Below are 24,812 nucleotides of genomic sequence, written 5' to 3'. Positions count from 1 at the left end.
CCTTGCGCGGCAGGTTCCACCAAGGCCTCCGAGCCCGCCCGCACAATCGCGCGGGCTGCGCGCCAGGGTTCAGCCAAACAGCGCGCGCATCTTCTCGGTGGTCGGCGCCTGGACCACGCCCTTCTCGGTCACGATCGCATCGATCAACTCGCCCGGGGTGACGTCGAAGACCGGATTCCAGGCCTTGATGCCCTCGGCCACCATGCGCACCCCGCCGATGCCATGCAACTCGCCCGGATCGCGTTCCTCGATCTGGATCAGCTCGCCGCTGGCGGTGTCCATGTCGACCGTGGACGAAGGCGCCACCACCATGAACTTCAGGCCGTGGTAACGCGCGGCGATGGCCAGCTGGTAGGTGCCGATCTTGTTGGCGGTGTCGCCGTTGGCGCAGATCCGGTCGGCGCCGACCACCACCCACTGCACCGCGCCGGTCTTCATCAGGTGCGAGGCGGCCGAGTCGGCAATCAGGGTGGCGTCGATGCCGTCCTGCTGCAGTTCCCACACGGTCAGGCGCGCGCCTTGCTGCCAGGGCCTGGTTTCGTCGGCGAAGACCTTCAGGATCCTGCCCTGGGCCACGCCGGCGCGGATCACGCCCAGCGCGGTGCCGAAGCCGGCCGTGGCCAGCGAACCGGTGTTGCAGTGGGTCAGCACGCCGCTGCCCTGCCCGATCAGCGCCGCACCCAGTTCGCCCATATGGCGGTTGGCCGCCAGGTCCTCGCTGGCGATGGCCTGGGCCTCGCGTTCCAGCACCGCGCGCCAGTCGGCGCCGGCCGGCAACAGGGCCCGGCGCATGCGCGCCAGCGCCCAGGCCAGGTTGACCGCGGTGGGACGGGCGGCGTTGAGGCGCTGCAGGGCCGGTTCGATCTTCGGCGCCGCCTGCGCGCCGTCCCCGGCCTGGATCTGGCGTGCGGCCAGGACCGCGCCCCAGGCCGCGGCAATGCCGATCGCCGGCGCGCCGCGCACGGCCAGGGCGTGGATGGCGGCGGCAACCTCGTCGCTGGTGGTGCATTGCACGTGTTCGACCGCGAACGGCAGCTTGCGCTGGTCGAGCACCTGCAGGGCATCGCCGGTCCATAGCAGGGGCCGGATGCGGTCGTAGCGGGCGTAGTCGAAGGTCTGGTTCATCGGCGCATTTTACCCGCGCCATGTGGCGTTCCCGGAATGATGGGTGCGGTCAGCGCACGCGGAACAGCGCGCGGCAGCCCGCGTCGACCCAGACCCCGTCCGCGTCCCAGCCCCAGGTCTTGTTTTCCACGCAGGCACTGTCGGAAAGCTGCTGCACCAGCTCGACCGTCGAGCTGGCCACCTGCAACAGGCAGTGCTTGCGCTTCTGGTCCTGCGATTCGCAGCGCAGCACCTGGTGCCTGGGGTCGAATTGGCCACTATCGTCATCGCCGGCCCCGCTGACGAACTCGCCGCGGCAGCCGTGGTCCACCCACACCCCGAAGCGCCCGTAGCCCCAGGTCCGGCCCTTGATGCAGGGCATGCTGGACAGCTGCCTGGTCAGGCGCACGCCGGCCGAAGCGTCCACGTCGCAATACTTCAGCTCGGCACCCTTGGACTCGCAGCTGAAGTGTTGCACCGGCACCTGGCCCGGGGCGGTTTCATGACCACCGAACCAGCGCCCGAAGGTGCTGCAGCCGGCCAGGGCCGACGCAGCGCAGGCGAGCATGCTCCAGCGGACCCAGTGGCAGTTCGACACGGCCTTCCCCTGAACGGTACCCAGACTGAGCTCCTCGCTGGCAGTACCTGCCAGCTCATTGACGTGTTTACGGTTCCTGTATGCCGTGCGTATGTCAGGCCCTTGCGAAATCGAAGGCCAGCACCTCGGCGATCCGGGAGGTCCCCAGCATCGCCATCAGCAGCCGATCCATCCCGACCGCCACGCCGGCGCAGTGTGGCATGAGTGGCAGGGCGTCGAGCAAGTGCCAATCCGGTGGTGGCTGAACAAGCCCGCGCGCGGCCCGGCGCTGGTTGTCGTGGCTGAACCGGGCACGCTGTTCATCCGCATCGCGCAGCTCGTGGTAGCCGTTGGCCAGCTCGACCGCACCCAGGTACAGCTCGAAGCGCTCGGCCACCGGTGGATCGCCCGGGCGGATGCGCGCCAGGGCAGCCTGGCTGGCCGGCCAGTCATGGACGATGGTGATCGCATCGCCAGCAAAATCGGGCTGCAGGCGATGGCTGACCAGCAGGTCCAGCCAGTCGTCGCGCTCGAGCCCCTGCGGGTCGACCCGCACTGGGCCCAGCGCGGCCTGCAGCTGTTCCAGCGGTGCGCTGAACGGGTCGATCTGCAGCGCGTGCTGGAACAGGGCGCGGTAGCTCAGCGACTGGACCGTGGCGCTGCGCCCGACCAGGGCCAGCGCGCCCTGCACCAGGGCCACGGTTTCCTCGGCCAGGCGCACGTGGTCCCAGCCGACGCGGTACCACTCCAGCATGGTGAACTCGGGATTGTGGCGACCGCCGGCTTCGCCATTGCGGAACACCCGGCCCAGTTCGTAGCAATCGCCGACACCGGCGGCCAGCAGACGCTTGAGCGGATACTCCGGCGAAGTGCGCAGCCAGCGGGTACGCGCGCCGGCACTGACATGGCCGCTGAACGCGGTGGTGAAGCTGTCGATGTTCGGCTCGGTGTTGCCGGCCTGCGAGAGCACCGGCGTCTCCACTTCCAGCACCTGACGCTGGGCGAAGAAGGCGCGCACGTGGGCGTTGAGCTGCGCACGCAACTTGATGACTTCCAGCGTCGCGCCGGGACGCCAGGCATCGGCTGTCGGTTGCGCGCCTGCGCCGGCAACCCGCGTAGCCGGTTCACCGCGACTGCTGTTGCTGTTGCTGTTGCTGTTGCTGTTGCTGTTGCTGTTGCTGTTGCTGTTGCTGTTGCTGTTGCTGTTGCTGTTGCTGTTGCTGTTGCTGTTGCTGTTGCTGTTGCTGTTGCTGTTGCTGTTGCTGTTGCTGTTGCTGTTGTTGTTGCTGTTGTTTTTGCTGTTGTTGTTGCTGTTGTTTTTGCTCCCTCTCCCCCGCCTGCGGGGGAGAGGGTTGGGGTGAGGGGGCCGCTCTGCACCTGGCCTCACAGCTTGCAACGCATGCCAAATCGCCTCAACCACCGCTTCGGTCCGCGTCAGAACATCGTCGTTCCAGAATCGGACGACCTTGAATCCCCTGGTTTCCAGAAATGCCGTCCGCGCCGCATCCGCGTCGGCCTGCTCCAGATGCTGCCCGCCATCCAGCTCCACCACCACGCCAGCCTCAAGGCAGACGAAATCCACGATGTAGCCACCGATGCGGTGCTGGCGCCGAAACTTCAACCCGAACTGATGATTGCGCAGGCGTTGCCAGAGCCGATGCTCGGCGTCGGTTTGTTCTTGGCGCAGGCGTTTGCTGTGGTCCATGCGGAAAGCTCCCCCCTCACCCCATCCCTCTGCTTCGCACCCCGGCCCGCGCCAGCGGCGCGGGCGCTCCAAGGCACGCGCGCCAGTGGCGCGCAAGCCGTGCCTTCTCGCCCCGCGAGCGGGGGAGAGGGGGCAACAGCAACAACGGCAACGGCAACGGCAACGGCATCGAGGATGGCGGGCTCATGCACGCTGCCCTGCAAGAAATTCCAGCAGCCTGGCTTCATCCCAGACTTCGATGCCCAGCTCCCGGGCCTTGGTCAGCTTGGAACCGGCTTCGGCGCCGGCCACCACGAAGCTGGTCTTCTTCGACACGCTGCCGGTGACCTTGGCGCCCAGTGCCTCGAGCTTGGCGCCGGCCTGCTCGCGGGTCATGGCTTCCAGGCTGCCGGTGAGCACGACGGTCTGGCCGCTGAGCGGGCCGGCTTGGCCCGTCGCCTGCTGCGGGGTGATCGCGTCGAGCTGCTTGAGGGCCGCGCCGGCGGCCTGCAGCAGTTGCGCGTGGTCGTCTTCGCGCAGCCATTGGATCAGGGCGGCGGCCGTGTCCTGGGGCAGGCCCGCGCCGACCAGCGCCTCCGGCCCGGCCTGGAGAATGTCGTCGACCTCGGGCAGCGCCTTGACCAGGGACTCGGCGCGGATCCTGGTGAGCCTGGGGATTTCCAGGTCGACCAGCAGCGTGGCCAGGTCCAGGCCTTGGCGCAGCAGCGCGCTGGGCGGATGGGTGTCGCCGATCACCACCCCGCGTTGCAGCAGCGCATCGATGGCCTGCTGGTTGCCTGCCTGGGCGAAGAAGCTGCCCAGCGCGCGCGCCACTTCGCCACCGATGTCGGGCACGCGCTTGAACAGTGGCCAGGGCAGCGTGCGGATCAGGGCCAGATCGCCGAACCACGCCGCCAGCGCCTTGGCCGTGCTCTCACCGACGTGCTCGATGCCCAGCGCGAACAGGAAACGCTCCAGGGTGGTGTGCTTGCTCTTGTCCAGCGCGGCGATCAGGTTCTGGGCCCATTTGCTGGCGATCTTCTTGCGGTTCCAGTCGAAGGCCGGAAGACCGGCGCGCAGCAGCTCGGCCTGCCAGGTGTCCGGCACCGCTCCGGCCTTGCCGCAGATCCTGGCGACGGTGGCCTCCAGGGTCGAATACGCGCCGCTGGCCAGATGCTCGCGCGCCGCGCGCAGGAAGCCTTCGGGCGTTTGCGCGCTGGTGACCAGGCGCAACTGCAGCAGCAGGTCCAGGTCGAGCCTGTACAGGTCGGCCACGCCCTGGACCACGCCGGCATCGACCAGCACTTCGATGAACTTCTCGCCCAGCCCGTCCACATCCATCGCCCGGCGCGAGACGAAATGGCCAATGGCCTCCTTGCGCTGGGCCGGGCAGCTCAGCTCGCCCGAGCAGCGCCAGACCGCGGCGCCCTCCTCGCGCACGATGTCCGAGCCGCACACCGGGCAATGCCTGGGCATCTGCCAGGGCGTGGTGCCCTTGGGCCGGCGTTCGAGGATCACGCCGACCACTTCCGGGATCACATCGCCGGCACGGCGCACGATGACCGCATCGCCCACCCGCACGTCCAACCGCTTGATCTGGTCGGCGTTGTGCAGGGTGGCATTGGTGACGGTGACGCCGGCGACCTGCACCGGCGCCAGCCGCGCCACCGGCGTGGCCGCGCCGCTGCGACCGATCTGGATCTGGATGGCTTCCACCGTGGTGGATTGCTCCTGCGCCGGATACTTGTGGGCGAGGGCCCAGCGCGGGGCGCGCGAGACGAAGCCCATCTCGCGCTGGCCCTGCACATCGTCCAGCTTGTAGACCACCCCATCGATGTCGAAGGGCAGCGTGTCGCGGCGCGCGCCGATCTGGCGATAGTAGGCCAGCAGGCCCTCGGCGCCTTCCACCACCTTGGTCAGATCACTGACCGGCAGGCCCCATTGCCGCAGCTGCCGCAGCACCTGCGAATGCCGGTCCGGCAGGGCGCCGCCTTCCACCTGGCCGACGCCATAGGCGAAGAAGGCCAGCGGCCGTTGCGCGGTGATCCGCGCATCGAGCTGGCGCAGCGATCCGGCCGCGCCGTTGCGTGGGTTGGCCAGCACCTTGCCGCCGTGCAGGCGCGCCTGTTGGTTGTAGGCCTCGAACGCGGCGCGCGGCATGTAGACCTCGCCGCGGACTTCCAGCACGTCCGGCCAACCGCTGCCGCGCAGCTTCAGTGGGATCGCCTTGACCGTGCGCAGGTTGGCGGTGACGTCCTCGCCGGTGAAGCCATCGCCGCGGGTGGCGCCCTGCACGAACCTGCCGTGTTCGTAGCGCAGGCTCACGGCCAGGCCATCGAGCTTGGGCTCGGCCGAAAAGATCAGCCTTTCGCGACCGAGCCTGTCGCCGATGCGGCGCACGAAATCGAGCACTTCGGCATCGTCGAACGCATTGCCCAGCGACAGCATCGGGATGGCGTGGCGGACCTGGGCAAAGTGCGATCCGGCCGGTGCGCCCACCCGCTGGGTCGGCGAGTCGGGGCTCACCAGTTGCGGATGCGCCGCTTCCAGTTGCTCCAGCTCACGCAGCAGCCGGTCGTATTCGGCATCGGGGATGGTGGGCGCGTCCAGCACGTAGTAGCGATAGCTGGCCTCGTCCAGCTGCTGGCGCAGCGCGGCGATGCGCGCAGCAGGATCAGGGGTCTTGGTCATCGAGCGATCTTACCCAAGCGCTGGCCACGCCCGCGTTGCACGAGGCGCGTGGCGATCGGCGATGACCGCCCTATCGCGGCTGGCCGCGCGCGGCCGCGCCAACAAGGATCCCGCGTCGATCCGTTGCAGCAGGCGCCCGACTCACCAGCGCGGGGCCTTGCTCAGCGGCGGGGCCTGGTGCTGGCGGTCGTAGCCGCGCAGTTCTTCGCGGATGTGCTGGATACGCTGGCGGCCCAGCGCGTTGCGGCTGTCGTCCAGGACCACGCCATTGAGCAGCTCGGCCATGCGCTGGACGTTGGGCAGCATCATTTCCCAGGCATCGAGCGCGGTCAGCGGCGCCGGCAGGGTCAGGAAGAAGGCGATCGCCGGGGTTTCCAGCTCGCGGATGGCGGCCATGTCGAAGCTGCCCGGCTGCATGATGTTGGCCATGCTGAAGACCGGGCCGCGCTCGGGATGATGCTCGATCAGGCGGTGGAACACGTTCATGTGGCCGAAGGTCAGCCCGGTCTTCTCGGCGGCCACCACGATGTCCTCACCGCGCAGCATGTGCCCGGACTTGGCCGCCACGTACAGCGAGATGATCTTGTCGAAGTCCGCGGCCGGGCGCTTGCCCAGGTCGCTGTCGGCGGCACTGGCATCGGCCAGGCCCAGCTCGGGCTGGACCACGCCTTCGCCCCTGTAGTCGGCCTGCGCGTCGTAGCCGGTGTTCTCACCGCCCAGGCTGGGCTCGACCCGAGACGGATCGCGCTCGCCCGACTCCAGGCGCCGGCCCTGCGGCGGCTTCTTCGGCCGGCCGAACACGATCATGGCGGCGATCAGGATGACGCCGACCACGGCGATGCCGATCCGCAGCATCCACATATCCGACATCGGGCACTCCTTTCATAAAACAGGCCGGATGGTGCCATGGCTGGCGCAAGGCATCCATCCCTGTGGGGCGAGGAATGAGGACATAGGAGCGAGAAATGAGGGCGGAGGAGTGAGAAATGAGGGAAAGCAGGGACGCCGTCCTTCTCACTTCTCACTTCTCACTCCTCGCTCCTCACTCCTCACTCCTCGGCTTCACCCGGCGCCGGCCAGGCGCGAGGCCTCGGCCAGGTCCACCGAGACCAGGCGCGAGACGCCCGGTTCGCGCATGGTCACGCCCGCAAGCTGGTTGGCCGCTTCCATCGTCGCCTTGTTGTGGCTGACGAACAGGAACTGCACCTTCTGGCTCATCTCCTTGACCAGTGCGGCCAGGCGGCCGACGTTGGCTTCGTCCAGCGGCGCGTCCACCTCGTCGAGCAGGCAGAACGGGGCCGGATTGAGCTGGAAGATGGCAAACACCAGCGCCACTGCGGTCATCGCCTTCTCGCCGCCGGACAGCAGCGAGATGCTGGACACCCGCTTGCCCGGCGGGCGCGCCATGATGGTCACGCCGGTGTCCAGCAGGTCCTCGCCGGTCAGCTCGAGATAGGCATGGCCACCGCCGAACAGGCGTGGATAGAGTTCCTGCACGCCGGCGTTGACCTTGTCGAAGGTGTCCTTGAAGCGGCCGCGGGTCTCGCGGTCGATCTTGCCGATCGCCTCTTCCAGCGTGTCCAGCGCCGCGCTCAGGTCGGCGTTCTGCGCCTGCAGGTATTCGCTGCGGGTGCTGGCCTCGCCGTATTCCTGGATGGCGGCCAGGTTGACCGGCTCCAGCCGACGCATGCGGCCCTCGATCTGCTGCACCGCCGCTTCCCACTCGGCTGCGTCGGCGGCGTCGGGCAAGGTCTCAAGCACCGCCTGCAGGACGAAGCCGGCCTGCTCCACCGCGCTGGACAACTGCTCGGCCTTGAGCACCAGCGCCTGCTGGTCCAGGCGACGCTGGGCGATCGCCTCGCGCTGGGCCAGGGCCTGCTGGTCGCGCTGCTGGCGGGTCTGCTCGTCCTGACGCAGGCGATGGTCGATGCCGTCCAGCATCGCGCGCGCCTGCGCCAGCACGCGCTCGGTGCGCACCCGCTCGTGCAGGGCGTTCTCGCGCTCGGATTCCAGCGCGATGATCGGATCATCGCCTTCGCTCAGCTGCGCGGTGATCTGGCCCAGGCGCGCATCCAGCTGGCCGCGCTGGCCGCCCATGCGCTCCAGCGCCTGGGTCAACGAGGCAATCTGGGCGCGCTGGGATTCCAGGGTCAACGCCAGGGCATGGCTGGCCTCGCCGGTGGCACGTGCGGCTTCGCGCGCGGCATCACGGGCGGCGGTCAGTGCGCGGCGCTCGGCCTCCAGCTGCAGGCGCGCGTCTTCCTGGTCGGCCATGCGGGTGATGGCGTCTTCCAGGCGCAGCCGTGCTTCGGCGGCCTGGTCGCGCGCCTCTTCCAGGGTCTGGACCAGCTGTGCCAGCTCGCCGTCGATGCGCTCGATGCGGGTGCGCGCGGCCTCGAGCCTGCCCTGCTGGGCCTGCAGCTGGCCGCCGAGTTCGGAGACCAGACGGTGTGCGGCGTACAGGCTGCGCTGGGCTTCCTCGCGCGCCTGCTCGCCGGCCAGGGCCTGCGCGCGCAGGCCGGCCAGCGCCTGCTCGACCTGCGCCTCGCGCGCCTGCAGGGTGTCGATCTGTTCGCGCAGCGCCTGGATCTGGCGCTCGCGCAGCAGCGCGCCCTGCTTGGCTGCGCCGGAGCGCTGCACGTGGACCCAGCCCTGGCCCAGGCGTTCGCCGGCACGGGTGATGACCGCATCGCCCGCCGGCAGCTGCGGCTGCAGCGCGCGCGCGGCGGCCAGATCCTCGGCCGCGTGCAGGCGGGCCAGCAGCCGGCGCACGGCCAGCGGCCCCTGGACCTTGGCCGCCAGCGAGGTCGGGGCGAATGTCTCGGCACCGGCTTCGGCCGAGACCAGCGCGATCCGGCCTTCGCCCAGCTCGGCCAGGGCCTCGACCAGCGTCTCGGGGGACTGCACCAGCACGCCTTCGATCAGGCGACCGAGCGCGCCTTCCACCGCATTTTCCCAGCCGGCTTCCACGCTCAGGGCCTCGCCCACGCGCCTGGCCGAATCCAGCCCGCGCGCCTTGAGCCAGGCCACCGCGGCGCCCTGCTCCTGGCCCAGCGCGGCCTGTTGCAGGGTTTCCAGCGAGGACAGCCGGCCGCGCGCGGCCTGGGCGGTCTTGCGCACCTCGGCCAGCTCGGTCTGCAGGGTGCGCTGCTGCTCGCTGAAACCGTCCACGGCCTGCTTGCGCTGGGCCAGCACCTGGTTGAGCTCCTCCAGCGCGGCCAGCTTGGTTTGGTGTTCTTCGAACAGCGCCTGGTAGGCGGCGGCCAGCGCGTCCAGGTCGAGCGTGGCGCGTTCGGCCTTGAGCGCTTGCCGGCGGCGGTCCGCTTCCAGCGTCTGGCGATCCAGGTAATCCACGCGGGTGCGTTCGACTTCGCCGGCACGCGAGGATTCGGCGGTGGCGCGGTTGTGCGCGTCCCAGCGCGACTGCCAGTGGGCCAGCCTGGCTTCGGCCTCGCGCAGCGCGTCCTGGCGCATGAGGTCCTCCTCGCGCAGCTGCTCCAGCTGCGGCTCGGCCTGGTCCACGGCCTGGCGCAACACCGTCAGGCGGGCGCTGTCGCCCTCGATGTGGCTGCCCAGCTCGGCCAGTTGCGCCTGCGCTTCGGCCTGGGCCTTGGCCAGACGACTGGCAAGATCGCGCTGGTGCTGGATCTGCTGTTCGATCCGGGCCAGGGTGCTGCCGACCTGGTAGACATCGGCCTGGGCAATGGCCAGCGCCTGGGCCGCCTGGTCGCGGCGCACACGCTCGGCTTCGATCCGGGCCTCGGCCTGGCGCTGCTCGGCGATCAGTTGCTGCAGGCGGGTCTCCTCGACCGCGAGCCCTTCGCGCAGGCCGCCCAGCGCGTGGTCCAGGCCGCGGTATTCCAGCGCCTTCCACTGCGCGTCCTTGATCCGGCGTTCTTCCTGCAGGGCCTGATACTGCTCGGCCTGGCGCGCCTGGCGCCTGAGGTGCTCGAGCTGCTTGTCCACTTCCTCGCGCAGGTCGGTCAGGCGCTCCAGGTTCTCGCGGGTGTGGCGGATGCGGGTCTCGGTTTCCTTGCGCCGCTCCTTGTACTTGGAGATGCCGGCGGCTTCCTCCAGGTACACGCGCAGATCCTCGGGGCGCGCCTCGATGATCTGGCTGATCATGCCCTGTTCGATGATCGAGTAGCTGCGCGGGCCCAGGCCGGTGCCCAGGAACAGGTCGGTGATGTCGCGGCGCCGGCACCTGGTGCCGTTGAGGGAGTAGTTGCTCTGGCCGTCGCGGCTGACGGTGCGCTTGACCGAGATCTCGTTGAACGCGGCCAGTTCGCCGGAGATGGTGTGGTCGCTGTTGTCGAAGATCAGCTCGACGGTGGCCTGCGACACCGGCTTGCGCGCCGAGGAGCCGGAAAAGATCACGTCGGTCAGCGAATCGCCGCGCAGGCGGCTGGCCGAACTTTCGCCCATGACCCAGCGCACCGCGTCGATGATGTTGGACTTGCCGCAACCGTTGGGCCCGACCACGCCGGTCATGTTGGTCGGCAGGTGCAGCGTGGTGGGATCGACGAAGGATTTGAAACCGGACAGCTTGATCGTGGACAGGCGCATGCGTGGCATCGCGTTGGGGCGCGCGGCGGGCTCTTTCGATCGAGTCGCCAGGCAGCCATTGAACAGGTGCCGGCGGCGCTGCGTCCCTGGAAGGCCGGTGTCTGCAACAGGACCGGCCCGGCGCGGCGAGGCCATCGGCGGACAGCGGAGTATAGCGGCGGCGCTGGCCTGTCACCGGCGCCTGAACAGGCCGGCGGGTCAGGCGTCCAGGCGGCGCTCGTCGGCCGGATCGAAGCAATGCAGGCGGCCGGCGGCCAGCTGCAGGCCGATCGGCTCGCCCACCGCGGGCAGGGTGCGCGGGGCCACCCGGGCGATCAGCGCCAGCGTCCCGACCCGCAGGTGGACGAAGATCTCGTTGCCGACCGGTTCGACCGTTTCGATGGTGGCGGCGAAGCTGCCGGGTGCGCCCGGTTCGGCCAGGTGCAGGTCTTCCGGACGTACGCCCACGATCAGGCTGCGGCCGACCCTGGCCGCAGCCGGAGCGGCGCCATTCCAGGGAACCAGCACGCCGGTCTCCAGCTGCAGGCCTTGCGCGGCGGCGGTGCCGCGCAGCACGTTCATCGCCGGGCTGCCCAGGAAGCCGGCCACGAACAGGTTGGCCGGCCGGTCGTACAGCGCCATTGGCGTATCGATCTGCTGGATCTGGCCATCCTTGAGCACCACGATGCGCTGGCCCAGGGTCATCGCTTCGACCTGGTCGTGGGTCACGTAGATCATGGTCGTGCCGAGCTGGCGGTGCAGCCGGGCGATCTCGGTGCGCACCGAGGTGCGCAGCTTGGCGTCCAGGTTGGACAGCGGCTCATCGAGCAGGAACACCGCCGGCTCGCGCACCAGCGCACGGCCCAGGGCCACCCGCTGGCGCTGGCCGCCGGACATCGCCTTGGGCAGCTTGTCCAGCATCGAGGTCAGGCCCAGCGTTTCGGCCGCGGCCTTGACCCGCGCCTGGATGGTGGCCTTGTCGTGCTTGCGCAGCTTCAGGCCGAAGGCCAGGTTCTCGGCCACGGTCATGTGCGGATACAGCGCATAGGACTGGAACACCATGGCGATGTCCCGATCCTTGGGCGCCACCTCGTTGACCACCCGCTCGCCGATCTTCAGGGTGCCGCCGCTGATCTGCTCCAGCCCGGCAATCATGCGCAGCAAGGTGGACTTGCCGCAGCCAGAGGGGCCCACCAGCACCATCAGCTCGCCATCGGCGACCTGGAAAGTGGCGCCTTGCACGGCCACCTGGCCGTTGTCGTAGACCTTGCGGACCTGATCCAGCTGCACACTCGCCATCGTCACTCCCGTGGGCGGTCAAAAGGTGGCTGCGGCGCAGCGGAGCCTGCCCGGACTGCGACGCTGCAAAGGCTACGCCAGCCCTCGTGACGGGTGCCGGCGCGGCGCGGCATTGTGCCATGTAAGCGTTTTCACCACGCAACCCTGCCATTGCCGACGCCGCCGGAGAATCCATGTCGCAATCATCCGCGCATTCGTATGCGGGGACATCTCCGGCACCGGCCACGCGCTACCATCGGCCGCGCCCCACGCCCGGTCGCCGTCAACGCAGGCGCGCGGCGACCCAACTTCTGCCCCAGGACTCCGACATGACCTCACCCGATCCTGCGCAGTGCGTCCTGCTGGCCGACATCGGCGGCACCAATGCGCGCTTTGCGCTGGCCGACACCGGCGCCGACCATCCGTTCCTGGCCGAGAGCACGCGCGAGTACCGCGTGGCCGAGTTCCCCTCGCTGGCCGATACGGCCAGGCATTACCTGGAGCAAACCGGTGCCAAGGTCCGCAACGGGGTGTTCGCGGTGGCCGGACGGGTGGATGGCGACGAGGCCCGCATCACCAACCATCCGTGGGTGATCCAGGTGCCGCGCCTGCGCAGCATGCTGGGGCTGGAGGGGGTCAGGCTGATCAACGATTTCACTGCCCAGGCCCTGGCCGTGTCGCTGCTGACCCCGGCCGACGTGGCCCAGGTCGGTTCGGCCCGCTGGATGCCGTTCGACCTGGCCAGGAAGAGCACCTACGCGGTGATCGGCCCGGGCACCGGCCTGGGCGCCGGCGGCCTGCTGGTCCGTGACGGCAAGCGCATCGCGCTGGACGCCGAGGGCGGCCACGTCAGCTTTCCGCCGGGCAATCCGGAGGAAATCGAGATCCTGCAACGGCTGTCGCGCCAGTTCGGCCGGGTGTCCAACGAACGCCTGATCTGCGGCCCGGGGCTGGTCAACATCCACCGCGCGCTGAGCGAGATGGCCGGCCAGGATCCCGGCCCGCTGCAGCCGGCCGACGTGACCGCGCGGGCGGCAGAAGGCGACGCCCTGTGCCTGCATACGCTGGACGTGTTCTTTGCCGTATTCGGCGCCATCGCCGGCGATCTGGTGCTGACCCTGGGCGCATGGGACGGGGTGTTCCTGTGCGGCGGCCTGGTCCCACGCCTGTTGCCGCAACTGCAGCGCTCCGGCTTCCGCCAGCGCTTTGAAAACAAGGGCCGGTTCTCGCCGACGATGGGCACGATCCCGGTGCTGGCCAACCTGCATCCGCAATCGGGCCTGCTGGGTGCGGCGGCGGCGGCGGCCGAAGCGTTTGGCAATGTCGGCGGAACCCTGCCTACGCCAGCCCACGCCTGACTGGGCTTGCATTGGTATCTTCTCGTCAGCCCATCAGGTGTGTGAGGAAGCGCTAGAATCCTGCCCGATGTCGCGTCGTCGGTGATGGACCGGAAACTGGTATTGCCAGTGGTCTACACGCCGGAAGGCGCGCATCCCCTCTTCGATCCGTTACAAGGCGCCGCTCATGAGCCTGCATCCGCGCATTGAAGCTGTCACCGACCGCATCCGCCGCCGCAGCACCTATCCGCGCCGGGCCTACCTGGAAGTCATCGACGCCAGCCTCAGTGCCGGCCCGCGACGCACCCGCCTGAGCTGCGGCAACCTGGCCCATGCCTTTGCCGCCAGCGGCCCGACCGACAAGGGCCGGCTGCGTGCGGACGTGGCCCCGAACCTGGGCATCATCACCGCCTACAACGACATGCTCTCGGCCCACCAGCCGTTCCAGACCTATCCGGACATCGTCCGCCAGGTGGCGCGCGAGCTGGGCGCCACCGCACAGGTCGCCGGCGGCGTGCCGGCCATGTGCGACGGGGTGACCCAGGGCCGGCCGGGCATGGAGCTGTCGCTGTTTTCGCGCGATGTGATCGCCCAGGCCACCGCCATCGCGCTCAGCCATGACATGTTCGACGCCGCGCTCTATCTGGGCGTGTGCGACAAGATCGTGCCGGGCCTGCTGATCGGCGCGCTGGCCTTCGGCCACCTGCCGGCGGTGTTCGTGCCGGCCGGGCCGATGACCCCGGGCATCCCGAACAGGGAAAAAGCCGCGGTGCGCGAGCGCTACGCCGCCGGTGAGGCCACCGGCGAGGAACTGCTGGAAGCCGAATCGGCCAGCTACCACAGTGCCGGCACCTGCACCTTCTACGGCACCGCCAATTCCAACCAGACCTTGCTGGAGGCCATGGGCCTGCAGCTGCCGGGCAGTTCGTTCGTCAATCCGGACACGCCGCTGCGCCAGGTGCTGACCCGGGCCGCGGCCGAGCGCGCCCTGCACATCACCGCGCTGGGCCAGGACTACCGCCCGATCGGCCAACTGGTCGACGAGCGCGCCATCGTCAACGCGATCGCCGCGCTGATGGCCACCGGCGGTTCGACCAACCACACCATCCACTGGGTGGCGGTGGCGCGCGCGGCCGGCATCGTGCTGAGCTGGGACGACATCGACGAGATCTCGCAGACCGTGCCACTGCTGGCGCACGTGTATCCCAATGGCGAGGCCGACGTGAACCGTTTCGCCGCCGCCGGCGGCACCCAGTTCGTGTTCCGCGAACTGCTCGATGCCGGCCTGATGCACGACATCCCGACCATCGTCGCCGGCGGCATGCGTGCGTACTGCGACCAGCCGCGCGTGGTCGATGGCCGCCTGGGCTACGCGCCCGGCGTTGCCAGCAGTGCCGACGACACGGTCCTGCGCCCGGTGTCCAACGCGTTCGAGTCCCAGGGCGGGCTGCGCCTGCTGCGCGGCAACCTGGGCCGTGCGCTGATCAAGGTTTCTGCGGTCAAGCCCGAATACCGCCGCATCCACGCTCCGGCCGTGGTGGTGGACGACCCGCGCAGCCTCAACACGCTGCATGCCGCCGGCGCGCTGCCGCACGATTTCGTCGCGGTGGTGCGCTACCAGGGACCCAAGGCCAACGGCATGCCGGAACTGCATTCGCTGGCCCCATTGCTGGGCCTGCTGCAGAACCAGGGCCGGCGGGTGGCACTGGTCACCGACGGGCGCCTGTCCGGCGCCTCGGGCAAGATCCCCGCCGCCATCCACATCACCCCCGAGGCGGCTGCAGGCGGCCCGCTGGCACGGCTGCGCGAAGGCGACATGATCCTGCTCGATGCCCAGGCCGGGATCCTGGAGGCACAGGTCGATGCGCAGGAATGGAAGCTGCGTACCCTGGCCCCCAACACGACCAGGCCTTCGCACAACCTGGGCCGCAACCTGTTCGCCTTCAGCCGCGCCTTCGTCAGCCCGGCCGACGAGGGCGCGCTGTCGATCTCCTGCGGCCCGCCCTCGCCCGAGCACGGCTGGGAAGAGGTGGATGCCGAATACGAACTGGGCCACGACGCCCAAGCTGCCGCCGCGCCGCACGAAGCCAAGGACGCCTGACCGGCGCCTGGGGCGCCGCCGCCTTTTCATTTCGCACAGGACCGACCGATGATCATCTCCAAGCGCCAGCAGCAGACCGAAGACCTCCTGTCACGCGCCGGCATCCTGCCGGTGGTGGCCGTGGATACCCTGGACCAGGCCCGCGGCGTGGCCAACGCGCTGCTGGAAGGCGGCTTGCCGGTGATCGAACTGACCCTGCGCACGCCGGTGGCGATGGATGCCCTGGCCACCCTGAAAAAGGAACTGCCCGATTTCGCGATCGGCGCCGGCACGGTGCTGACCATCGACCAGATCGGCCAGTGCGTGGGGGCCGGCGCCGACTTCCTGGTGACCCCCGGCACCCCGACCCACATGGCCGAAGCGCTGGCCAGTGCGCCGGTTCCGGTGATCCCGGGTGCGGCCTCGCCGACCGAACTGCTGACCCTGCTGCACCTGGGATTCCATGTGTGCAAGCTGTTCCCGGCCAGCGCCGTGGGCGGCCTGGCGATGATCAGGGCCCTGCACAGCCCGGTGCCGCAGCTCAAGCTGTGCCCCACCGGCGGGATCACCGAGGCGAGCGCGGCCCAATACCTGGCCCAGCCCAACGTGGTCTGCGTCGGTGGCTCATGGATGGTGCCCCGGCAGTGGATCCAGGCCGGCGACTGGACCTCGATCCGCGACACCGCCGCGCGCGCCGCGCAGATCGTCAGCCAGGTGCGCGGCGGCTGAGCCAAGCGCCACCGCTGCGATGCAGGAAGCCGCCCCGATGGGCGGCTTTGCCGTCTGCGCACCCGCCAACCAAGGCCATACCTGCATGCCGGACGGCATGCGTTCGACCCCGTGCCTGAAGCGCAGCGTTGGGCAGGTCATGCCCTGCAGGCAGGCGCGGGCTCAGGGCGCGGCCACCTGCACGGTGGCCGGCAGCTGCCTGATGCGCAGCGCGTTGCCATCCCATCTGGCCGGCTTGCCATCGATGGTGGCCTTGCCCGGTGCCCCGGCGTAGGGCCAGGGCAGCACCAGGCCGCCCTTGGGCAGCGTGAGGCCCGAAGCCGGCACCTCCAGCTGCAGCATGCCGGCCTGACGCCGCAGCGAATACGCCAGCTGCCCGTGCGGGGTGCGCAGGCCGCTGATCGCGATGCCCGGCCCGTCCAGCCACGCCGTGGGAATGCCCGCCGCCAGCACGATGCTGTCATCGTCCTCGCGCGTGTAGGCGAACATGTCCAGCGCGGTGCGCACGAAATCCGAGCCCACCCACGCATGCGGCAGGTCGCCAAGGAAGAACGGCGTGCGCGGCGTGTGGGAGACCACCTCGGCCCACTGGTTCCAGGCCAGCGGGGTGCGATGGCCGAAGAAGAACGCCGCCGCCGCGTTGGCCCGTTCGCGCCAGCCCAGGCGCACGAAGGCCGCCGCGTTGCGCCATTCGTAGGGGGTGTAGTCCTTCCATGGGCGCTGGCCGTTGGCGCGCGTCTGGAAGTCGACCCAGTAGCGCTCGAAGGTGTTGTTGAGCAGTGGCTGCGGCAGGCTGGCCTGCTCGCCGGCCGGCGCCAGCGCGATGGTGGTCGAGGTTGGATCGAAATCTCCCAGCTCGGCCGAGCCCGGGATGAAATCCACGCGGTGCTGGCGCGCCGCCAGCTCCAGCGAGGCCATCAGGTCGGCGTGGAACTGATCGCGCGAGGCCGCCATGCGCTTGGCTTGCTCGGTCTTGCCCAGCAGCCTGGCCAGCAGCACCGCGTCCTTGTAGCCACGCAGCGCCCAGAAGTTGTCCCAATACGAATGCACCGGCTTGGCCGAATAGCCTTCGTGGCTGATCGACACCGGCATCATCCCGTAGAACGCCGGGTTCTTCAGGCGATTGGCTTCGGTGCGCTCGGACAGGCGCAGCTTCTCCATGTAGCGGTAGGCACCTTCCACGTGTGGCCACATGCGCTGCACGAAAGCCGCCTCGCCGGTGTAGCGCCAGTAGTCGGCGATGGCGAAGATCAGCTCGCCATGGCTGTCGTTTTCCGGCACCGGATCGCTGCCGCGCCGGTCCACGCAGCACGGCACCATGCCGTCCTTGAACTGGTACGGCGCATACCACTGGATGTACTCGCGCACCACTCCAGGACGGCCCATGCGCAGCAGGCCTTCGGAGATCATCGCGCCATCGCGGATCCAGCTGCGGTTGTAGGAGCGGGTGCCCGGCTGCAGGCGCGGGCCCACGCGCGAGATCAGCATGTGCGCGGTGGAGGTGCGCAGGGTATCGACCAGCGGCTGGCCGGCGGCCGGCACGGTGAAGCGCACCCGGTCCAGCTTGTCGCGCCACATCGCCGCCACCGCATCCTGCCGCGCCTGCGCGCTGCACTCGGGCGTGGTCACCTTCTGCGCACACCTGGGCTTGCCGGTCATCGGGATGCGCAGGTCGAACTCGCGCGACTCACCGGCGGCCAGGGTGAGCTCGTACACGTACGCGCCGGAGGCCAGGCCGGTCTGATCGACCACGTTGGTGGATTCAGGCAGCACGTCCTCGGTCAGGTGCGAGACCGCCATGCCGCCATCGAAGCTGCTGGCAAACACCGCATCGGGCGCCTGCGAGGCAAACACGCGCGGCGCGCCGTTGACGCTGGCGGTCGTGCCGGAAAAGGACAGCGTCTCGATCCGGCTGATGCCGCCCTGCACGCTCAGGAACTGGGTCGGCGGATTGACCTGGAACGGCCGCAGCGCCAGCGCCAGCCGATAGCCGTGCGGCACCTCGCCCGGATTGTGCAGGCGGTAGCGCACCACCAGCTGGGCATCGGCCGGCGTGCCGTCGGCGAAGGCGGTGGTGGTCAGCTGCAGCGCGCGATGGCGCCACTGGACGCTGGGGATCGGCAGGTAGCCGTCCTGCAGGGACTGCGCTTGGGTGACGTCGGCCCAGCCCACCAGTTGCCCGTCGGTGACCACGAATGGCTCGATCGTGAAACCGCCACGGGCCACTTCCACCGCGCCGTCCTCGCCGATCAGGCCCTGCTCGGTGCCGCCATCCAGGCCGATGATGGTCCAGTACGGCTGCTGGCCGCTGAAGCCGCGCGGGAACCAGCCCCGGGGCGATTGCGCGGCAATGGTCCTGACCACCTCGTTGGGCGTGGCCGAGAACGCCAGCGGCAGCACCTGCAGTTCAGACAGGCCGAACGAGCCATGCGGCCCTTGCACCGGCAGCAGGCGCACATAGCGCGCCTGGGTTTCGGGCAGCACGATCCAGTCGGTGCCGCCGTTGCCGCCCACCACCGCGCGCGCATCGCGCCACTGCTGGCCCTCGTCGGACAGCTGCAGCAGGTAGTCGGCGGCGTGTTCGCCCGGCTTCCAGACCAGCTTGAGCCCGCCGAATTCGCGCAGCCTGTGCAGGTCCAGGATCAGCTGTGGCGGCGTTGGCGCATCGAAATCCGCATACCAGGCCGTGTCCGCGTTGCCGTCCACCGCCTGGTTCGCATTGCTGCCGATGTTGGCCACCGAGGCGCTGGCCGAGCCGGTGAGCGGGCTGTTGTCCTGCGCCGGCAGCGGTGCGAAGGTCAGTGCATCCAGGCACACCGAACCCTTGCCGCCGGCGTTGTTGTAGACGGTGAATTCCAGCCTGGCGCTGTGGCGCAGGGTCTTGTCCGGGTCCGGTCCCCAGGCCTTGTCGATGTGGCGCTTGCGATAGCTCACCGGCGTCCAGCTTTCCGGGAAATCGTAGCCGGGCCGGTTGACCCACCACACGTTGTCGCCGGATGCATCGATCAGCTTGAACTGCAGGTCGTTGGCCGGCGAATGGCCGCGGATCTGAAAGTCGAAACGGTAGTTGTCCGGGTAATCGATGTCGACCACCTTCTGCAGGCCGGCATAGCCGGACACGCCGTGGTAGTCGTAGTCCAGGCATAGCGCCTTGCCGCCGTCGGCGCCAGGCACCACGCGCAGGGCGGCGGTGACCTGGTTGGAGGTCACCACCTTCCAGCTGGCCGGGTCATCGAAGCTGTCGATGACCCGCTCCTGCGCAAGCGCGGACGTGGCCGCGCCGGCCAGCAGGGACAGGGCGAGAAAAGTCGAATGCGACGGCGGAAGATGTGTAGAGGTCATGGAAAGTTTCCGCAGGACATCAGGAACTGCAAGGGCGGCAAAAAGAACTGCAAGGGCGGCAAAAAGAACTGCAAGGGCGGCAAAAAGAACTGCAAGGGCGGCAAAAAGCCCCTCTCCCACCGGGAGAGGGGTTGGGGTGAGGGTGCGGCGCACCCCGGCTCCGGGGCGTCCGGCCCGGCCATCCATGGCCGGGCGTTCGGCGCCTTGCGCGCCAGTGGCGCGGGTCCGGCCACACCCGGTTTCATGCTGCCATCCATGGCGCGACACCCCGGCTCCGGGACGTCCGGCCCGGCCATCCATGGCCGGGCGTTCGCGGCCGCGCGCGCCAGTGGCGCGGGTCCGGCCACACCCGGTTTCATGCTGCCATCCATGGCGCGACACCCCGGCTCCGGGACGTCCGGCCCGGCCATCCATGGCCGGGCGTTCGCGGCCGCGCGCGCCAGTGGCGCGGGTCCGGCCACACCCGGTTTCATGCCGCCATCCATGGCGCGACACCTCGGCTCCGGGGCGTCCGGCCCGGCCATCCATGGCCGGGCGTTCGGCGCCTTGCGCGCCAGTGGCGCGGGTCCGGCCACACCCGGTTTCATGCCGCCATCCATGGCGCGACACCTCGGCTCCGGGGCGTCCGGCCCGGCCATCCATGGCCGGGCGTTCGGCGCCTTGCGCGCCAGTGGCGCGCAAACAAGGCGCCTCACCCCTTCACGCTTCCGAGGAGCAGGCCCTGGATGTAGTAGCGCTGCAGCAGCAGGAACAACACCAGCACCGGGACCACGGTGACCACGGCCCCGGCCATCATCATTTCCACGTCCATGACGTGCTCGCGCGACAGCGACGCCAGGGCGACCGGCAAGGTGTAGCGGTCCTGGTCGGTCAGCACGATCAGCGGCCACATGAAGTCGTTCCATGCCGCCATGAAGGTGAAGATGGATAGCGTCACCAGCACCGGCTTGAGCATTGGCAACACGATCTGGAAGAAGATCCGCATCTCGCCGGCGCCGTCCATGCGCGCCGCCTCCAGCAGCTCGTCGGGAATGCTGCGCGCGTACTGGCGGACCAGGAAGATGCCGAACACCGTGGCCAGGGCCGGCACGATCACCCCGCCGAAGGTGTTGACCAGGTGCAACTGCTTCATCAGCAGAAACAGCGGCAGCATCGCCACCTGCGCCGGGATCACCAGCGCGGCCAGCAGCATCTGGAAGATCCGATCACGCCCGGCAAAGCGCAGCTTGGCAAAGGCATAGCCGGCCATGGTGTTGAACAGCAGCGCGCCCAGCGTGATCGCGATCGACACGATCAGGCTGTTGATGAAATTGCGGGCCATGCCGGTGCGCTCGAACAGGGCGTGGTAGTTGGCCAGGGTCGCGACGCTGGGCAACATCGGCGGCGGGAACCGGCTGGCTTCGCCGGCCGGCATGAACGAAACCGACACCATCCACGCCAGCGGCGCCAGGCTGATGATGGCCACCGCCAACAGCGCGCCATTGACCAGGATCGCGTTCCAGCGCGACTGACCGACGTCGCGGCTCATGCACAATCACCCGCGCATGGAAGCGCGCGCTGCGCTTGTGAGGGATTCACACCAGGTCCTTTCTGCGCCCCAGGCGCAGCATCAAGGTGGTCACCGCCAGGATGATCAGGAACAGCATGAACGCCACCGCCGAGGCGCGGCCCAGATTCCACCACTTGAAGCCCTCCTCGAACATGAAATACAGCACGCTGACCGTGCTCTGCAGCGGGTCGCCGCGGGTCATGACGTAGGGCTCGGCAAACAGCTGGAAATAGCCGGAGATGGTGATCACCCCGACCACCAGCAGCACCGGCCCCAGCATCGGCAGGGTGATGTGCAGGAACTGCTGCCAGCGGTTGGCACCGTCGATACGCGCAGCCTCGTACAGGTCCTGCGGGATCGCCTGCAGGCCGGCCAGGAAGATCACCATGTTGTAGCCGAAGTTCTTCCACACCGCGAACAGCATGATGGTGGGCATCGCCCAGTGCGGATCGCCCAGCCAGTCGATCGGGTCGATGCCCAGGTGCGCCAGCGCGTAGTTGACCAGGCCATAGCGGGTGTGGAACAGATAGCGCCAGATCACCGCCACCGCCACCAGCGTGGTCACCACCGGAGCAAACAGGGCGGTGCGGAACAGCGCCTTGAAGCGTGCCGCCGGCGCGTTGAGCAGCAAGGCCGCGCCCAGCGAGGCAGCAATGGACATCGGCACGCCCAGGATCACGAAATAAGTGGTGTTCCACAGCGACTTCCAGAACATCGGCGTGCCCAGCAGGTCGATGTAGTTGCCCAGCGCGACAAAGCGCAGGTTGTGCAGGTCGGCCAATGCGTACAGGTCGAAGTCGGTCACGCTCAGGGCCAGCGCCGAGAGCACCGGCAGGCCGAAGAACACCCCCAGCACGATCAACGAAGGCCCGGCGAACACCCAGCCGGCAAGCGTGTTGTGCTTCATGGCGACGCCCCTGCGGTGCCGGCGTCAGTGTGGTCGCGCTGGTACATCCAGCGACGCTTGGCCAGGATCTGGTCCACGCGCCTGTCCAGTTCGGCCAGTGCAGCGTCCTGCGGCTGCCCGCCGCGCACCACCCGCTCGGTGGCCAGGCGCATCTCCTGCACGATGCGTTCCCACTCCAGCACCTTGGGGGTGGGCTTGACCCGCTCGAGCTGGTCGGCGAAGGCCCGTGCCAGCGGATCGCTTTCCAGCTCCGGCGTGCGCCAGGTCGAACGGCGCGGCGGCAGGTCGCCGATCATCGCGTGGAAGCGCTGCTGGATATCCGGGCGCGAAAGGAACTCGACCAGCTTCCACGCCGCGTCCTTGTGCCGGGAGCCTTGAAACAGCACCAGACTCGAGCCACCGGCAATCCCGGCGCCTGGTCCGTGCGGACCGGGCAGCGGCATGGTGCCCCACTGGTCCTTGAGGTTTTCGGGCGCACGGTTGCGGAATTCACGGATGTTCCAGGGGCCGGAGAAATAGAAGGCGAAGTAGCCGTTGAAGAACTCGTCCCAGACATTGGAGACCTGGGTTTCCGAGGCCAGCGGCGCCCACTGCCGGGCAAAGATGTTGGCATAGAAGGCCAGCGCCTTGCGGAAGCCCGGGCTCTGGAAGTTGCCGCGGTTGTTGTGATCGCGCAGCAGCGGATCGTCCTGCTGCAGGCCCAGCGAGAGCTGCTGCTCGAACTCGTTCAGTGGCATCAGGATCGCATAGCGGTCCGGGCCCACGTACGCCTTGACCTGGGCCATGGCCGTGTTCCACTGTTCCCAGGTGTCGATGGGCAACTTGACCCCGGCCTGGCGCAGGATGTCCTTGCGATAGAACAGCAGGCGCGTGTCGACATACCAGGGGATCCCGACCAGCTGGCCGTCGATGACGTTGGTCTCCCAGATCCCGGGGAAGTAATCGTCCTGCTTCACCACCTCCGAGCCCTGCACGTAGGGCTCCAGCGGGGTCAGCGCATCGAGCGCGGCGAACTCGGCAATCCAGGTGTTGCCCAGCTGGCAGAGGTCCGGCAGCGTGTCGGCGGCGAAGGCAGTGAGCAGCTTTTCATGGGCAGCGGTGAGGGGGATCTGCTGCATGTCCACGCGGATGCCGGGATGGGCCTTTTCGAACTCCGGCAGCAAGGTGCTGATGACCTCGCCCTCGCGCCCGATCGCCCAGAAGCTCACCGTGGTCGTGTCCGCCGGCGCGCGGCTGCAACCGCTGCCCAGCACCGCGACGGCCGCAGCCAGGCCGAGCGCCAGCACTGTGCCGACGCGGGCGCGGAGGCGATACACCGTCGCCCGGCCGGCAAAGGGAAATCGCGCGAACGGCATGCCGGCCTTACTCGGGCTGCTGCGGACGCTGCGGCGTCTGGGTCGGCTGCCGGTTGGCGCGCGATTCGGCCGTGCCCAACGCGCGCGCGGTGGCCGCGTCCATCTGGCCCGGGCCTTCGGCGGCCGGCGCCTTCGCGGCGGGTTTGGGCTTTTCGCCCTCTTCGGCCGCCAGCCAACCGCCCTTGAAACCGGCCCGCTCCAGTCCCCTGCGGATGTGCGGGTTCTTCTTCATCACCTCCCAGACGAAGTCATTGCGGTAGTTGGCGATCATGGCCAGGATCGGGCCCTGGTCGATGCCGATGTAATCACTGGCCACCCAGCCGTTGCCCGGCACGATGCGTCCGGTCTTGAGCGGGATGTCGTAGGTGAAGCTGCGGTTGAACGAGTCCAGGAAGCCGTAGCTGGAATACAGGTAGTCGCCAAAGCGCCTGTGCATTTCCTCGGTGGCCGGGATCACGATCTCCGGCGCGAACGGCAGCGAGGCGATCGCTGCGGTCGGGGCGATGGTGCCGTCATCGAAGTTGTCGCGCAGGCCGGCGCCGCGCGCCGAATAGTGGCGGAACTCGCGCTGTTCGCCGCGGTATTCCTGCAGGGTCTGCTGCGGGCCATCGCCGGCGGTCAGGCCCCACACGTTCTCGCCGTAGTCCTTCCACTTCATCGGATTGGCGATGGCGTACTGGCGATGGGCATAGGCGGCGCGGCGGCTGTTTTCGAAGTAGTCCATGCCGTGTTCGCGCATGAAATCGTCCTGGATGCCGCGGAAGTCCACCCACACATGGGTGTACTGATGAGTGAACAACGGACCGTAGGACAGGTATTCCTGGCCCTGGTAGACGCCCCAGATCTCGTTGTAGGTGCGCGTCCACACCTGCCAGGCATCGGGTTCGACCGCATGCGTGGGCGAGCCCAGCGCCAGGATGTAGACCATCATGCCTTCGCTGTAACCGGTCCAGTCATGGTTGATGAACTCGCTTTCGGGGAACCAGCCCATCGAGATCAACGGCGAGCGTGGCTGGATCCAGGTCCAGTCCACGCGCCGGTAGATCTGCTCGGCCAGCTCGCGGATCTGCTTCTCGCGCGGATCGTCCTTGTCGTAGTAGGACTGGGCAAACAGCACGCCCATCAACAGCAGCGAGGTATCCACCGTGGACAGCTCGACCCAGCTGCTGAAGCGCTCGCCGGTCTGCATGTCCAGGAAGTGGTAGTAGAACCCCTTGTAGCCGGCCGTGCCGGTCGGCTGCTTGCCCTGCTTGAGCCCTTGCAGGAACTTCAGCGTGGTCAGGGTGCGGTCCACCGCCTGGTTGCGACTGACCCAGCCGTTCTCGATGCCGATCGGATAGGCGGTCAGGGCAAAGCCCACCGATGCCACCGAGGCGAACGGGCGCGACGGATAACGGTCGGGCGTCAGGCCATTGACTTCGTTGGTGGTGTCCCAGAAGAACTGGAAGGTGCGGCGCTCGATGTCGCGGAACAGCGGCGACAGATCGGGCTTCTTGTCTTCCACGGGCAACTCCACGGGCGGACGACCAGTGACCTTGATCGGTTTGATCGGGGTAGGCGCGGGCCTGCTGTCGCAGGCGGCCAGCAGGACCACCAGCATGCCCGTCGCGACCGGCACCAGCGGAGGAAGGAAA

At 68.7% G+C, this 24,812-nt stretch carries 17 protein-coding genes and 1 pseudogene; 4 read left to right on the top strand and 14 right to left on the bottom strand.

The window, feature by feature from the left end; all coding sequences use genetic code 11:
• Positions 1-69: 69 nt before the first annotated feature.
• From mtnA to epmA, 3 genes are all read right to left on the bottom strand, one after another.
• A complete protein-coding gene (mtnA, locus tag DSC_RS06785; protein ID WP_014160406.1) occupies positions 70-1,125 on the bottom strand; it encodes an S-methyl-5-thioribose-1-phosphate isomerase in 1,056 nt (351 codons plus the stop codon).
• 49 nt (positions 1,126-1,174) lie between these two features.
• Positions 1,175-1,702, bottom strand: a complete 528-nt coding sequence (locus DSC_RS06780) for a DUF3011 domain-containing protein (RefSeq protein WP_148268102.1) — start codon at positions 1,700-1,702, stop codon at positions 1,175-1,177.
• 94 nt (positions 1,703-1,796) lie between these two features.
• Positions 1,797-2,738, bottom strand: coding sequence for an EF-P lysine aminoacylase EpmA (gene epmA, locus DSC_RS16015; RefSeq protein ID WP_043291057.1), 942 nt, complete (start codon positions 2,736-2,738; stop codon positions 1,797-1,799).
• Between epmA and DSC_RS17215 the strand changes: the two genes are divergently transcribed.
• Positions 2,728-3,042 (top strand): hypothetical protein, encoded by a 315-nt coding sequence (locus DSC_RS17215; RefSeq protein ID WP_238527762.1) that lies wholly within the window; start codon positions 2,728-2,730, stop codon positions 3,040-3,042. The genes epmA and DSC_RS17215 overlap by 11 nt on opposite strands.
• Positions 3,043-3,086: 44 nt before the next feature.
• On the opposite strand, the pseudogene DSC_RS17060 reads toward DSC_RS17215, so the two are convergent.
• The 5 genes and pseudogenes from DSC_RS17060 to DSC_RS06750 all read right to left on the bottom strand — a co-directional run.
• Positions 3,087-3,386: pseudogene (locus DSC_RS17060) on the bottom strand (endonuclease domain-containing protein); the annotation flags it as partial.
• 183 nt (positions 3,387-3,569) lie between these two features.
• Positions 3,570-6,056, bottom strand: coding sequence for an NAD-dependent DNA ligase LigA (gene ligA / locus DSC_RS06765; RefSeq protein ID WP_014160403.1), 2,487 nt, complete (start codon positions 6,054-6,056; stop codon positions 3,570-3,572).
• Positions 6,057-6,197: 141 nt separating this feature from the next.
• Entirely contained in the window at positions 6,198-6,926 is a 729-nt protein-coding gene (zipA, locus tag DSC_RS06760) for a cell division protein ZipA (RefSeq protein WP_014160402.1), read from the bottom strand.
• Positions 6,927-7,118: 192 nt separating this feature from the next.
• On the bottom strand, positions 7,119-10,622 hold the full coding sequence (gene smc / locus DSC_RS06755) for a chromosome segregation protein SMC (RefSeq protein WP_043290454.1): 3,504 nt from the start codon (positions 10,620-10,622) through the stop codon (positions 7,119-7,121).
• Between the two features lie 198 nt (positions 10,623-10,820).
• Positions 10,821-11,900 carry an ABC transporter ATP-binding protein gene (locus DSC_RS06750; RefSeq protein ID WP_014160400.1) on the bottom strand — a complete coding sequence of 360 codons (1,080 nt, stop codon included), beginning with the start codon at positions 11,898-11,900 and terminating at the stop codon, positions 10,821-10,823.
• A gap of 308 nt (positions 11,901-12,208) precedes the next feature.
• Between DSC_RS06750 and glk the strand changes: the two genes are divergently transcribed.
• From glk to eda, 3 genes are all read left to right on the top strand, one after another.
• Entirely contained in the window at positions 12,209-13,237 is a 1,029-nt protein-coding gene (gene glk, locus DSC_RS06745; protein WP_014160399.1) for a glucokinase, read from the top strand.
• A gap of 166 nt (positions 13,238-13,403) precedes the next feature.
• On the top strand, positions 13,404-15,317 hold the full coding sequence (gene edd / locus DSC_RS06740; RefSeq protein WP_014160398.1) for a phosphogluconate dehydratase: 1,914 nt from the start codon (positions 13,404-13,406) through the stop codon (positions 15,315-15,317).
• 48 nt (positions 15,318-15,365) lie between these two features.
• Entirely contained in the window at positions 15,366-16,025 is a 660-nt protein-coding gene (gene eda, locus DSC_RS06735) for a bifunctional 4-hydroxy-2-oxoglutarate aldolase/2-dehydro-3-deoxy-phosphogluconate aldolase (protein ID WP_014160397.1), read from the top strand.
• A 162-nt stretch (positions 16,026-16,187) separates the two neighbouring features.
• Here the strand turns inward: eda and DSC_RS06730 are convergent, their stop codons facing one another.
• From DSC_RS06730 to DSC_RS06710, 6 genes are all read right to left on the bottom strand, one after another.
• Positions 16,188-19,367, bottom strand: a complete 3,180-nt coding sequence (locus DSC_RS06730; RefSeq protein WP_014160396.1) for a discoidin domain-containing protein — start codon at positions 19,365-19,367, stop codon at positions 16,188-16,190.
• A complete protein-coding gene (locus tag DSC_RS16595) occupies positions 19,364-19,954 on the bottom strand; it encodes a hypothetical protein (protein WP_148268101.1) in 591 nt (196 codons plus the stop codon). The genes DSC_RS06730 and DSC_RS16595 overlap by 4 nt, the downstream gene beginning before the upstream one ends.
• A gap of 104 nt (positions 19,955-20,058) precedes the next feature.
• Positions 20,059-20,895 (bottom strand): carbohydrate ABC transporter permease, encoded by an 837-nt coding sequence (locus DSC_RS06725; RefSeq protein WP_014160394.1) that lies wholly within the window; start codon positions 20,893-20,895, stop codon positions 20,059-20,061.
• Positions 20,896-20,941: 46 nt separating this feature from the next.
• Positions 20,942-21,823: a carbohydrate ABC transporter permease gene (locus DSC_RS06720; RefSeq protein WP_014160393.1), complete on the bottom strand. Its 882-nt coding sequence runs from the start codon at positions 21,821-21,823 to the stop codon at positions 20,942-20,944.
• The gene (locus DSC_RS06715; RefSeq protein WP_014160392.1) at positions 21,820-23,178 is read right to left on the bottom strand and encodes a sugar ABC transporter substrate-binding protein; all 1,359 of its coding nucleotides are present in this window, start codon (positions 23,176-23,178) and stop codon (positions 21,820-21,822) included. Before DSC_RS06715 ends, DSC_RS06720 begins: the two co-directional genes overlap by 4 nt.
• Positions 23,179-23,185: 7 nt before the next feature.
• Entirely contained in the window at positions 23,186-24,778 is a 1,593-nt protein-coding gene (locus DSC_RS06710) for a glucoamylase family protein (protein ID WP_043291054.1), read from the bottom strand.
• Positions 24,779-24,812: the final 34 nt, after the last annotated feature.

It is taken from the genome of Pseudoxanthomonas spadix BD-a59 (assembly GCF_000233915.3).
Lineage (GTDB): Bacteria > Pseudomonadota > Gammaproteobacteria > Xanthomonadales > Xanthomonadaceae > Pseudoxanthomonas_A > Pseudoxanthomonas_A spadix.
This window is presented reverse-complemented; position numbering and strand designations above follow the sequence as displayed.

What these genes read in the sequence shown, in the direction of transcription:
- mtnA (WP_014160406.1), bottom strand. Translation starts at nt 1,125, where the DNA reads ATGAACCAGACCTTCGACTACGCCCGCTACGACCGCATCCGGCCCCTG.
- DSC_RS17215 (WP_238527762.1), top strand. Translation starts at nt 2,728, where the DNA reads ATGACTTCCAGCGTCGCGCCGGGACGCCAGGCATCGGCTGTCGGTTGC.
- ligA (WP_014160403.1), bottom strand. Translation starts at nt 6,056, where the DNA reads ATGACCAAGACCCCTGATCCTGCTGCGCGCATCGCCGCGCTGCGCCAG.
- zipA (WP_014160402.1), bottom strand. Translation starts at nt 6,926, where the DNA reads ATGTCGGATATGTGGATGCTGCGGATCGGCATCGCCGTGGTCGGCGTC.
- smc (WP_043290454.1), bottom strand. Translation starts at nt 10,622, where the DNA reads ATGCGCCTGTCCACGATCAAGCTGTCCGGTTTCAAATCCTTCGTCGAT.
- DSC_RS06750 (WP_014160400.1), bottom strand. Translation starts at nt 11,900, where the DNA reads ATGGCGAGTGTGCAGCTGGATCAGGTCCGCAAGGTCTACGACAACGGC.
- glk (WP_014160399.1), top strand. Translation starts at nt 12,209, where the DNA reads ATGACCTCACCCGATCCTGCGCAGTGCGTCCTGCTGGCCGACATCGGC.
- edd (WP_014160398.1), top strand. Translation starts at nt 13,404, where the DNA reads ATGAGCCTGCATCCGCGCATTGAAGCTGTCACCGACCGCATCCGCCGC.
- eda (WP_014160397.1), top strand. Translation starts at nt 15,366, where the DNA reads ATGATCATCTCCAAGCGCCAGCAGCAGACCGAAGACCTCCTGTCACGC.
- DSC_RS06730 (WP_014160396.1), bottom strand. Translation starts at nt 19,367, where the DNA reads ATGACCTCTACACATCTTCCGCCGTCGCATTCGACTTTTCTCGCCCTG.
- DSC_RS16595 (WP_148268101.1), bottom strand. Translation starts at nt 19,954, where the DNA reads ATGAAACCGGGTGTGGCCGGACCCGCGCCACTGGCGCGCAAGGCGCCG.
- DSC_RS06725 (WP_014160394.1), bottom strand. Translation starts at nt 20,895, where the DNA reads ATGAGCCGCGACGTCGGTCAGTCGCGCTGGAACGCGATCCTGGTCAAT.
- DSC_RS06720 (WP_014160393.1), bottom strand. Translation starts at nt 21,823, where the DNA reads ATGAAGCACAACACGCTTGCCGGCTGGGTGTTCGCCGGGCCTTCGTTG.
- DSC_RS06715 (WP_014160392.1), bottom strand. Translation starts at nt 23,178, where the DNA reads ATGCCGTTCGCGCGATTTCCCTTTGCCGGCCGGGCGACGGTGTATCGC.
- DSC_RS06710 (WP_043291054.1), bottom strand. Translation starts at nt 24,778, where the DNA reads ATGCTGGTGGTCCTGCTGGCCGCCTGCGACAGCAGGCCCGCGCCTACC.